The organism is Lacrimispora sanguinis (assembly GCF_044987295.1).
GTDB lineage: Bacteria > Bacillota > Clostridia > Lachnospirales > Lachnospiraceae > Lacrimispora > Lacrimispora celerecrescens_B.
Genome location: NZ_CP173277.1, coordinates 2,598,514 through 2,609,456, shown reverse-complemented (window position 1 = coordinate 2,609,456; position 10,943 = coordinate 2,598,514). Strand labels below are relative to the sequence as shown.

The following is a 10,943-nucleotide window of genomic DNA, read 5'->3' as shown; positions in this document are numbered from 1 at the left end:
CGAACTGAACCATAAGAGTCTGGCAGCAATACTTGACAAAGGAACAGGTACTGCCCATAATAGGCATTATATAGAAGAAGTTATGAAGAAGCTGTAATTTACGGGTGACTGAGAAATCAAGGATATTGAGGAGGCTTGAGTATGAAAGAGTATCGTTGGGCAACATTAGGCTGCGGCGTAATTGCAAAACAGCTGGCTGAAAATTTGAAGAAGCAGGGAAAAACTTTATATGGGGTTGGAAACAGAACTTATGAAAATGCGGTTAAATTTGCAGAAACATACGGGGTAGAGAAGGTTTACCATAATGTCTATGACATGTTTCATGATGATGAAGTAGATATTATTTATATTTCAACGCCTCATAATACCCATATTACTTATTTAAAAGAAGCATTAAAGAATGGAAAGCATGTGCTGTGTGAGAAATCGATTACACTGAATTCTAGAGAGCTTACTGAGGCGGTCGGTCTTGCGGAGAATAATGATCTGGTGCTTGCCGAGGCAATGACTATTTATCATATGCCCCTTTATAAAAAATTGCAGGAGATTGTAAATAGCGGACAACTGGGCCCCTTACGCTTTATCCAGATGAACTTTGGAAGCTACAAGGATTATAATATGGAAAACAGGTTTTTTAGCCCAAGCCTTGCTGGAGGGGCACTGCTTGATATCGGGGTGTATGCCCTTTCCTTTGTAAGATGGTTTATGGCAGAGGCGCCGGACCAGATCCTGTCACAGGTGAAGCTTGCCCCCAGCGGTGTTGACGAACAGGCAGGTATCCTGCTGATGAACAATAAACAGGAGATGGCTTCCGTTTCACTGTCCCTGCATGCGAAGCAGCCTAAGCGGGGAACCGTGGTATTTGACAAGGGCTATATTGAAATATATGAATATCCAAGGGCTGATAAGGCAGTGATCACTTATACGGAAGGTAACCGCCGGGAGGAGATTGAAGCAGGAAACACCGACGATGCCCTGTTGTATGAAATCCAGGATATGGAGAAAGCGGTTGCCGGAGAAGCTGATGATATGCAGCTGGAATATACGATAGATGTCATGAACATAATGACAAGATTACGGAATGACTGGAATATGAAGTATCCGGAAGAATTATAACCCATACTCTTAAGAGGGTGTAGGAAAGCGGGATGCCATTGACACTTTATCAAAGCAGGGATATACTCTTGTTACAGCCGGAAGGCTTCTTTCGGATAGGCCGCAAGAGGTTCTTCCTCAAGGGATTTTAAGATACGGGAGAATAATAATGGATTTGTTTGATTATATGAGAGAAAATACCATGAAAAAAGAGTCCCCCCTTGCATCAAGGCTTCGGCCGTCGACACTTGACGAGGTAGTGGGGCAGCAGCATATCATTGGCAGGGATAAACTGCTCTACCGGGCCATTAAAGCGGACAAGCTGGGTTCTGTGATTTTCTACGGGCCTCCGGGAACCGGAAAAACTACCCTGGCACGGGTGATTGCCAATACCACAAGCGGAGAGTTCAGACAGCTCAACGCCACGGTAGCCGGAAAAAAGGACATGGAAGATATCGTAAAGGAAGCGAAGGATTCCTTAGGAATGTATGGCAAAAAGACTATATTGTTCGTGGATGAGATCCATCGCTTTAACAAAGGGCAGCAGGATTATCTGCTTCCATTCGTGGAGGATGGGACACTGACTCTCATAGGAGCCACTACAGAAAATCCTTATTTTGAGGTAAATGGCGCTCTTCTTTCAAGATCCAGGGTATTTGAATTGAAGCCTCTGGAAAAAGAGGATATCAGGAAACTGGTCCATCGGGCGGTATATGACCAGGATAAGGGAATGGGTTCCTATAACGCTGTGATTGACGAGGAAGCGGAGGAATTTCTGGCAGATGTTTCCAATGGAGATGCAAGAGCCGCTTTAAATGCGGTGGAGCTGGGAGTCATGACCACAGACCGGGATCCGTCAGACGGAAAAATCCATATCAGTCTCCAGGTTGCAGAAGAGTGCATCCAAAAGCGGGTGGTGCGCTATGACAAAACAGGGGACAATCATTACGATACCATTTCGGCCTTTATAAAGAGCATGCGGGGATCGGATCCGGATGCGGCCGTTTACTATCTGGCAAGGATGCTTTATGCCGGAGAAGATATAAAGTTCATTGCCAGAAGAATCATGATCTGTGCTGCAGAGGATGTAGGAAATGCGGATCCCCAGGCTCTTATTCTAGCAGTGGCGGCAGCCCAGGCAGCCGAGAGAATCGGGCTTCCGGAAGCTCAGATCATTCTGGCGGAAGCAGTCACCTATGTGGCCTCGGCACCTAAGAGCAATGCGGCCTGTATGGCGGTGTTTGGAGCTTTGGATGCAGTACGGAACCAGAAAACCATGCCTGTGCCGGTTCATCTGCAGGACTCCCATTATAAGGGAGCGGCGAAGCTGGGCCATGGACAGGGCTATCTCTATGCCCATGATTATCCGGGCAACTATGTGAAACAGCAGTATCTTCCTGATGGGATGGAGGATGTATCGTTCTATCATCCTACGGAAAATGGCTATGAGCGCAGAATCAAAGAGCACTTAGAGGAACTGAAAAAATAACCTTTTCTTTTTTAATATTAAGGTATATAATAGGCGTATCGTACGACCTGGTTTATCATGATTTGGGCCGGAATGACATTTCCGGCCATCTGTTGCGATATTCTATCGTGAAGCATTCCCAAGATTACGAAACAACTGTTATAAGGAATCATGAAGGAGAATAATATGCGTGAAAAATTACAAACATTGCCGTTAGCGGAATTAAAGGAGCTTGCCAAAGCCCAAGGAATCAAGGGATGCAGCTCCATGCGAAAAGCTGAAATTATAGATTTACTTTGCGAAAAGGGAGGGGAGGCTCCTGCTTCTCAAGGAAATGTTTCAGTGGAAAAGGCGGAGGAAGTAAAAAAAGAGGTTTTTAAGCCTGTTACGGCACAGCCAGCCGCTCAGACCCAGCCTCATACGGATTCTGTAAGCCAGCAGGGACAGATGAATGTGGATCAGCAGATGCAGTCTACAGCCGGCAGCCAAAGGAAGACCGTTGTCCGCTCGTATCGTCCGGAAGGACAGCAAAGGCCCGCAGGTTATCGGCCGTCACCGGGAAACAGCACAGAGCCACCCGTAAGGAATGAGGCAAGGACTGAAACGGTTACGGAAGAACCAAGAGGAGATTTTCAGCCAAGCCCTGAACTGCAGGAGCTGGACAGTGGGATCGAGGCTCATGGAATTTTGGAGGTTATGCCCGATGGTTTTGGTTTCATCCGTTGTGAAAACTACCTTCCGGGAGAAAATGACGTCTACGTGGCGCCTTCTCAGATCCGCAGGTTTAACATGAAAACAGGAGACATCATTCATGGAAGCCGCAGAGTGAAGACCGCGGCAGAAAAGTTTGCGGCCCTTCTATATGTAAAGAAAATCAACGGCTATCCCACCAGTGCGGCGGAACGCCGTCCTAACTTTGAAAATATGATTCCCATATTCCCGGATGAAAGGCTTCATATGGAGACTCAGGGAGGAAAAAACACCACTGCCATGCGCGTCCTGGATCTTTTAGCTCCGATTGGAAAGGGGCAGAGAGGTATGATTGTATCTCCGCCAAAGGCAGGAAAAACTACTCTGCTTAAAGAGGTGGCAAAGGCCATAACCGTAAACCACCCGGAGATCCATCTCATGATTCTATTGATTGATGAACGTCCCGAGGAGGTTACGGATATTAAGGAGTCCATTACCGGAAATAACGTGGAAGTGCTCTATTCCACCTTTGACGAGCTTCCGGATCGCCATAAAAGAGTGTCGGAAATGGTGATCGAAAGGGCCAAGCGCCTGGTTGAGCATGGCCGGGATGTGGTGATCCTGTTAGACAGCATTACCCGTCTGGCAAGAGCTTATAACTTAACGGTAGCTCCAAGCGGCCGTACCTTATCCGGCGGTCTGGATCCGGCAGCCCTTCATATGCCAAAGCGTTTCTTTGGTGCAGCCAGAAACATGAGGGAGGGGGGCAGCCTCACTGTTCTTGCAACCGCTCTTGTGGATACGGGCAGCCGTATGGATGACGTTATTTACGAGGAATTTAAGGGAACCGGCAACATGGAACTGGTTCTTGACCGGAAGTTGTCTGAGAAGAGGATATTCCCTGCCATTGATATTCTAAAGTCCGGCACCAGAAGGGATGACCTGCTGCTTACAAGGGAAGAAGCGGAAGCAGTTGATATTGTAAGGAAGGCTACTAATACCCTGAAACCGGAAGATGCGGTAGAGAAAATACTTGACTTATTCTCACGGACAAGAAACAACAGGGAATTCGTGGAAACCTCCAAAAAAATGCGCTTTTTCTAGAGAATACGGGTTTTTTATAGAAATAAAAGCTTGCATAAAAAAAAAATCTATGTTATACTGTGTAAGCTGTTTATTAGACAAAGTCGGTTTACGGACTGCGATTTAATAGAAATCAAAGTATGTGAGGTGAAAATCATGAAAGAGGGAATCCATCCAAATTACTATCAGGCAAAAGTTGTTTGCAACTGTGGTAATGAATTCGTAACTGGTTCTACTAAGGAAGATATCCACGTAGAGGTTTGTTCTAAATGCCATTCATTCTACACCGGTCAGCAGAAAGCTGCTTCCGCTCGTGGACGTATTGATAAATTCAATCGTAAATATGGCGTTAAGGCTGAAGCATAATTTACTTATGAAGGCAAAGGTTGTGCAGCCTGAATTTAGTAAATTATTCGTTCGAGGATCCTTAAGTGAATCGGACTTCCTTCATGAATTCAGGAAATCAGCCGTTCTATGTGCTCATTGGGCGTATGGAACTTCCTTATTATATCAGGGGCAAAGAAGAGGTTGAGTTTGGTGGAAACACTTTAGCTCAGCCTTTTTTGGGATTTTAACTAGTGAAAAGCTTCCATTTTTTAAGTAGAAAGGTGGTTTGGCGTATGAAGTATTCAGGAATCGGCGGGCAAGCCGTGATTGAAGGCGTTATGATGAAAAACGGGGATGAGTATGCCACAGCAGTCCGCAAGCCGGACGGAACCATTGAAGTGAAAAAGGATACTTATGTCAGCATGGGAGAAAAGGTGAAGCTTTTTTCTCTGCCATTTATCAGAGGAATATTCAGTTTTGTGGATTCCATGGTGTTAGGTATGAGGGCTTTGACCTTTTCAGCCAGCTTTTTTGAGGACGATGAGGAGGATATGGAGCCTTCCAAGTTTGAAAAGCTGCTGGAACGACTGTTTGGGGAGAAGATGGAAAAGGCATTGATGAGTATCGTGATGGCATTTTCCGTGGTAATGGCCATCCTGATTTTCATGGTATTTCCAATGTTTCTCGCTAATATATTCCATAACTTTATTAAATCCCAGACGATCATGGCGATTCTGGAAGGTGTGATCCGTATCGGAATCTTTATCGCTTACATCAGTCTGGTTTCACGCATGGAGGATATCCGAAGGACCTTTATGTATCATGGAGCAGAGCACAAGTGCATTAACTGCTTAGAGCACGGGCTTGATCTTACTGTGGAAAATGTCAGAAACAGTTCCAAGGAACATAAGCGCTGCGGAACCAGCTTTCTCCTGATTGTCATGATCATCAGCATCCTGTTTTTCATGGTGGTGAGAGTGAACACGCTGCCTCTTCGGATTCTCAGCCGGATCATACTGATTCCGGTCATAGCCGGTGTTTCCTATGAATTTTTACGTCTGGCAGGACGCAGCAATTCAAAACTGGTGGATTTATTAAGCCGCCCAGGCATGTGGATGCAGGGACTTACTACCAAAGAACCGGACGATGCTATGATTCAGGTTGGTATTGCTTCTGTGGAGGCTGTGTTTGACTGGAAGGCATTTCTTAACAAGAACTTCCCGGAGAATAGAGCATGAATCTGACATTACAGCATTTATTGGAAGAAGGAACAGAAAAGCTATCAAAGGCTGGGGTGGAAGAGGCATCTCTTGATTCCAGATACTTGCTTTTTGAGGCATTCCGCACGGATATGGTCCATTTTCTTATAGACAGGAACAGGGAGCTTTCGGAAGAGGAATTTTCACTGGAGGCCGTTTCCAAATACCGGGCTATGATAGAGAAACGTTCCAGGAGGATTCCCCTTCAGCAGATTACAGGAAGCCGGGAGTTTATGGGCCTTGAATTTTTTGTAAATGAGCATGTGCTGATTCCAAGGCAGGATACGGAAACGCTGGTGGAACTGGTCTTAAAGGATTATAAAGGAAAGCAGCCGGAAGTTCTTGATCTGTGTACGGGAAGCGGCTGTATTGCTGTCAGCCTTGCAAAGCTTGGTGGATTTGACCACGTAACTGCCGTGGATATCTCCAGAGAAGCACTTAAAGTGGCGGAACGGAATGTAGGAGAACTTTTGGGAGAGGGAAAGATCAAATTGATAGAAAGCGATTTGTTTGTCTCAATTGAGGAACAGAAAAAGTTTGATGTGATCGTGTCAAATCCCCCTTATATTCCAACGAAAATAATAGAAGGACTGCAGCCGGAAGTCCGGGATCATGAACCGATGCTGGCCCTTGACGGGAAAGAAGATGGTTTGTACTTTTACAGAAAGCTTGCTTTGGAAAGCCGTCCTCATCTAGCCCCGGGAGGTGCGGTTTATTTTGAGATCGGTTATGACCAGGGAGAGGCTGTCAGCGGTTTATTAAAGGATGCCGGCTTTGGAGAGATCCAGGTGGTTAAAGATGCGGCAGGGCTGGACCGCGTGGTTTGTTCACGAATGCATTCAGGAGGTTACCAATGTTTGATAGATTAGATGATATTTTAATTCATTATGAAGAATTAATGCAAGAGCTTAACAATCCTTCCGTAGCAGAGGATCAGAACCGGTTTCGGAAGCTGATGAAGGAGCAGGCGGATCTGGCGGATTTAGTTGAGACTTATACCCAGTATAAAAAGGCAAAGCAGACTGTGGAAGATAGCCTGGCACTTCTGGAGGAAGAGAACGACGAGGAGATGCGGGAGATGGCAAAGGAAGAATTATCCGATGCCAAGAAGCAGATTGAGGCGCTTGAGCAGGAACTTAAGATTTTACTCTTACCTAAGGACCCAAATGACGATAAGAATATTATTCTGGAGATCCGTGCCGGAGCAGGCGGCGACGAGGCAGCTCTGTTCGCTTCCGAGCTGTACCGTATGTATATAAATTATGCGGAGGGACATCGCTGGAAGGTAGAGCTGATCAGCGTCAATGAAAATGGGATCGGCGGTTTTAAAGAAGTCGTAGCCATGATTACAGGCAAGGGCGCTTATTCCAAGATGAAATATGAAAGCGGCGTCCACCGTGTACAGCGAGTTCCGGAGACAGAGAGCGGTGGAAGAATCCACACTTCCACGGCAACGGTGGCGGTTATGCCTGAAGCAGAAGAGTTTGACGTCGTGATTGAGGATAAAGATGTGAGAATCGACGTTATGCGTGCTTCCGGAAATGGCGGACAGTGTGTAAATACTACCGACTCTGCCGTTCGTCTGACCCACATGCCTACGGGTATCGTGATTTACAGCCAGACGGAAAAATCACAGCTTCAGAATAAGGAAAAGGCTTTCCGGTTATTGCGTTCCAAGCTTTATGATATGGAGATTGAGAAACGGCAGAATTCAGAGGCCGAAGAAAGAAGAAGCCAGATCGGTACCGGAGACCGTTCCGAGAAGATCCGCACCTATAATTTCCCTCAGGGCCGTGTGACGGATCACAGAATCAAACTGACTCTTTATAAGATTGACTCCATTATGAATGGAGACATTCATGAACTTCTGGACTCTCTCATTGCAGCGGACCAGGCTGCGCGCTTAAGCAAATTGAATGAAGAGGTATAAAAATACTGCCCCGTTCCGCAATGGAATGGGGTTTTTTGTTTCGACGATCTGTAAGAAGAGATTACCACATCGAAATTGGAAAAAAGAATCATTTAGTTCCCTTGTAAATTATGGTATTATGTAAATGTGCATAAAAAATATGGCTAAAAGTATTTCAAATTTGACATGAATAAATAGGAGTGAATAGATATGGATAGGCGAAAGAGACAGATCCTGGATATTTTGTCAGACAGCGAATACTATACGGCAGAAGATCTTGCAGGGCAAATCTGTATCGGGACAAAGACCATTCGCAATCTGCTGAAAGAAATAAATCAGGAAATAGAGCCCTATGGGGCCTCGATTCTTTCAAAATACGGTGTAGGATATTATCTGAACGTTTCGGACAAAGAAAAGTTCAGTTCTTTTATACAGGAACTATCCACCCGTCATTCTGATAAATATCTGCCTGACACGTCGGAGGAACGGATACAATACCTGCTGGAATATTTATTTAACAGCCCTTCCTATGTGAAGTTGGATGAATTGAGTGACAGTCTGTATATCTCGAAACGGACATTAACCGCAGATCTAAAGGAAGTAGAACAATACTTAGATAAATTTAATATAAAAATCATTCGAAAGCCTAATTACGGAATTAAGTTGGAAGGAGGAGAGTTCGAGGCCAGATTGTGCATCGCGTCATTTTCCGGAAAACGGCTTCATAAGGGCAATCAGAGCATGGATGAGATTGCGGCATGTGTATCGGATGTTCTTAAAAAGAACGATTTCCTGATTCCCGGAGCTGCCTATCAGAACCTTGTTGTTCATCTCTACATAGCGATCAGCCGGATCATGGAATGCCATTATGTGCCGATGCCTGAGGAACCTCTGAAGAATTTTAACGGCAGGTACGAGTATCAGATTGCAAAAGAAATTGCTAAACAGATAGAATCCACATTCCATATCTCATTCCCTGAAACAGAGATCGTCTACATTGCCATACACCTGGCGGGGAAGAAGATGATATACCATTCCGATGAGGCAGATCAGAATATCATCATCAACCAGGAAATCAGCGATCTGGTAACTGTCATGCTGGAGCGGGTGTATGATCTGTTCAAATTTGATTTCCGCAGTGATCTGGAGCTGCGTATGCTACTCTGCCAGCATCTGGTGCCTTTAAGTGTCAGGATCAAATATGATATGGATTTAAAGAATCCACTTCTTCGGGATGTAAAAGAAAAGTTCTGCCTTTCCTATACCATGGCCTGCAATGCGGTTACAGTCATCAATGAACATTTTCATATCCTTTTGTCGGAAGATGAGATTGCATACTTTGCCTTTGCTTTCGCCTTTGCCCTTGAGCGGAAAAAGACGGAAATAGAGAAAAAGAATATACTTCTGGTATGCTCTTCCGGGCGGGGAAGCGCAAAGCTTCTTCAGTATAAGTACCAGAATTCGTTTAAGGAATATATAAATGATATTACTGCCTGCGATGTGGGGAGTATTTACAAGGTAGATTTCTCAAAATATGATTATATCTTCACCACCGTTCCGATTACGGTTCCCGTACCCCTTCCGATACTGGAGGTACAGTATTTTCTTGATGACAAAGACATTGTAAATGTAAAAAAGGTTCTTACATCCGATCGGGCATCTTCCGTACGGAATTACTATGAAAGGGAGATGTTTCTGCCTCATTTGAAGCTGCTGACAAAGGAGGAGGTCCTTCGCTGCATGTGCCAGTTTGTCATGGAAAAGAAAAATCTTCCGAAAGAATTTTATGAATCCGTCCTAAAGAGGGAGAGGTTAGCTAAGACTGCTTTTGGAAATATGGTGGCAATGCCTCACGTTTATAAGGCTATCAGTGAGGAGACGTTTGTATGTGTTGGAATCCTTGATGAACCGGTGGACTGGGAAGGGCAGAAGGTGCGTGCTGTTTTCCTGGTATCCATAGCCAATAAGGATCATACCAGTGAAGAACTGCAGCGCTTCTATCAGATGACGGCGGCCTTTCTTTTAAGCCAGAAACAGATCCAGGAGCTGGTCAGAAAACAGGATTATGATGCATTTATAGAAGCCATGAGCAGCATAGAAGCCCAGATTCCAAAGGAAGTATGAGGGAAATGCGTAAAGAATAAAGGTGAGACGTGTACAAAATGATAATCATTTTGTACACGTCTTTTTCTCGTTTCCGGTTGGATCTGCTTTGCAGAGGTGCATATTTCGTCGGAAAAAGGTACCATTACGAAAATGGAAAAAGGCATCATGGAGTTCTAAAAAGAAGTATGGTAGTATGTGAATGAGCAATGGATAAAGGAAGTGATGGAAGGAAAACTTAGGAACGGCCTGCGTGCAGCAGCAAGGTCTATCGTTCATTCCGTACACAATTGTACCAGCTGCCAACAGAGGGAGAGGTTAACATAAGATAGAAGCAATACAAATAATACAAGTTAAGAGAGAGGCAGTGTGAGAATGGATATTGAAATGATTGTTATGAAGCTTGTAGTCTGCGGAGGGAATGCCAGAAGCAGCGCGATAGAAGCACTGCGTTCGGCAAAAAATGGTGATTTTAAACATGCGGACCAGTTAATGGAAGATGCAGAAAAGACGATTCAGGAAGCACATGAGGTCCAGACAGAAATGATCCAGAATGAGTTAAACGGCCAAAAGGCAGAAGTCGGACTTTTAATGGTTCATGCTCAGGATCATCTGATGAATGCTATGACGGTCATGGATCTATGCAAGGAAATGATTGATATTTTAAGAACAAAAATAAATCATTCATAGAAAGGGAGTTAGTTATGAGAAACATTGTTTTGTTTTGTGCGGCAGGAATGTCCACCAGTCTCTTGGTTCATAAGATGAAAGAGGCAGCAGAAAAAGAAAATTATGAGTGCAAGATCAATGCCTATGCACTTGCAAGCACCAAGGACAAGGGAAAGGATGCAGATATCATTCTGCTGGGGCCCCAGGTTCGTTTCAGCAAGGCAAAAGTAGAAAAGGACTGTCCAGGTAAGATCATTGAATGCATTGATATGCAGGTATATGGCACGATGAACGGTGCCAAGGTGATTGCTCAGGTCAAAAAAGCTTTAGGCGATTGAAT

Annotated in this window: 10 protein-coding genes; all 10 read left to right on the top strand. The window is 44.8% G+C overall.

Going from position 1 to position 10,943, the window contains the following annotated elements; all coding sequences use genetic code 11:
- The first annotated feature begins 141 nt into the window (after positions 1-141).
- The 10 genes from ACHZES_RS12145 to ACHZES_RS12100 all read left to right on the top strand — a co-directional run bounded on the left by ACHZES_RS12145 (position 142) and on the right by ACHZES_RS12100 (position 10,941).
- Positions 142-1,116 carry a Gfo/Idh/MocA family oxidoreductase gene (locus ACHZES_RS12145; protein ID WP_395548987.1) on the top strand — a complete coding sequence of 325 codons (975 nt, stop codon included), beginning with the start codon at positions 142-144 and terminating at the stop codon, positions 1,114-1,116.
- 148 nt (positions 1,117-1,264) lie between these two features.
- A complete protein-coding gene (locus ACHZES_RS12140) occupies positions 1,265-2,584 on the top strand; it encodes a replication-associated recombination protein A (protein ID WP_154524842.1) in 1,320 nt (439 codons plus the stop codon).
- Between the two features lie 165 nt (positions 2,585-2,749).
- The gene (gene rho / locus ACHZES_RS12135) at positions 2,750-4,357 is read left to right on the top strand and encodes a transcription termination factor Rho (RefSeq protein ID WP_395548986.1); all 1,608 of its coding nucleotides are present in this window, start codon (positions 2,750-2,752) and stop codon (positions 4,355-4,357) included.
- A 135-nt stretch (positions 4,358-4,492) separates the two neighbouring features.
- On the top strand, positions 4,493-4,702 hold the full coding sequence (rpmE, locus tag ACHZES_RS12130; RefSeq protein WP_013271164.1) for a 50S ribosomal protein L31: 210 nt from the start codon (positions 4,493-4,495) through the stop codon (positions 4,700-4,702).
- A gap of 254 nt (positions 4,703-4,956) precedes the next feature.
- Positions 4,957-5,901, top strand: coding sequence for a DUF1385 domain-containing protein (locus ACHZES_RS12125; RefSeq protein WP_154524840.1), 945 nt, complete (start codon positions 4,957-4,959; stop codon positions 5,899-5,901).
- Complete coding sequence (prmC, locus tag ACHZES_RS12120) at positions 5,898-6,791, top strand: peptide chain release factor N(5)-glutamine methyltransferase (protein WP_395548985.1); 894 nt, start codon at positions 5,898-5,900, stop codon at positions 6,789-6,791. The genes ACHZES_RS12125 and prmC overlap by 4 nt, the downstream gene beginning before the upstream one ends.
- On the top strand, positions 6,776-7,852 hold the full coding sequence (prfA, locus tag ACHZES_RS12115) for a peptide chain release factor 1 (RefSeq protein ID WP_038278144.1): 1,077 nt from the start codon (positions 6,776-6,778) through the stop codon (positions 7,850-7,852). Before prmC ends, prfA begins: the two co-directional genes overlap by 16 nt.
- A 189-nt stretch (positions 7,853-8,041) precedes the next feature.
- Complete coding sequence (locus ACHZES_RS12110; RefSeq protein WP_395548984.1) at positions 8,042-9,955, top strand: BglG family transcription antiterminator; 1,914 nt, start codon at positions 8,042-8,044, stop codon at positions 9,953-9,955.
- A 354-nt stretch (positions 9,956-10,309) separates the two neighbouring features.
- The gene (locus ACHZES_RS12105; protein WP_038278148.1) at positions 10,310-10,624 is read left to right on the top strand and encodes a PTS lactose/cellobiose transporter subunit IIA; all 315 of its coding nucleotides are present in this window, start codon (positions 10,310-10,312) and stop codon (positions 10,622-10,624) included.
- Positions 10,625-10,638: 14 nt separating this feature from the next.
- On the top strand, positions 10,639-10,941 hold the full coding sequence (locus tag ACHZES_RS12100; RefSeq protein ID WP_038278151.1) for a PTS sugar transporter subunit IIB: 303 nt from the start codon (positions 10,639-10,641) through the stop codon (positions 10,939-10,941).
- Positions 10,942-10,943: the final 2 nt, after the last annotated feature.

Coding starts and splice junctions, on each gene's coding strand:
- ACHZES_RS12145 (WP_395548987.1), top strand. CDS start 142: ATGAAAGAGTATCGTTGGGCAACATTAGGCTGCGGCGTAATTGCAAAA.
- ACHZES_RS12140 (WP_154524842.1), top strand. CDS start 1,265: ATGGATTTGTTTGATTATATGAGAGAAAATACCATGAAAAAAGAGTCC.
- rho (WP_395548986.1), top strand. CDS start 2,750: ATGCGTGAAAAATTACAAACATTGCCGTTAGCGGAATTAAAGGAGCTT.
- rpmE (WP_013271164.1), top strand. CDS start 4,493: ATGAAAGAGGGAATCCATCCAAATTACTATCAGGCAAAAGTTGTTTGC.
- ACHZES_RS12125 (WP_154524840.1), top strand. CDS start 4,957: ATGAAGTATTCAGGAATCGGCGGGCAAGCCGTGATTGAAGGCGTTATG.
- prmC (WP_395548985.1), top strand. CDS start 5,898: ATGAATCTGACATTACAGCATTTATTGGAAGAAGGAACAGAAAAGCTA.
- prfA (WP_038278144.1), top strand. CDS start 6,776: ATGTTTGATAGATTAGATGATATTTTAATTCATTATGAAGAATTAATG.
- ACHZES_RS12110 (WP_395548984.1), top strand. CDS start 8,042: ATGGATAGGCGAAAGAGACAGATCCTGGATATTTTGTCAGACAGCGAA.
- ACHZES_RS12105 (WP_038278148.1), top strand. CDS start 10,310: ATGGATATTGAAATGATTGTTATGAAGCTTGTAGTCTGCGGAGGGAAT.
- ACHZES_RS12100 (WP_038278151.1), top strand. CDS start 10,639: ATGAGAAACATTGTTTTGTTTTGTGCGGCAGGAATGTCCACCAGTCTC.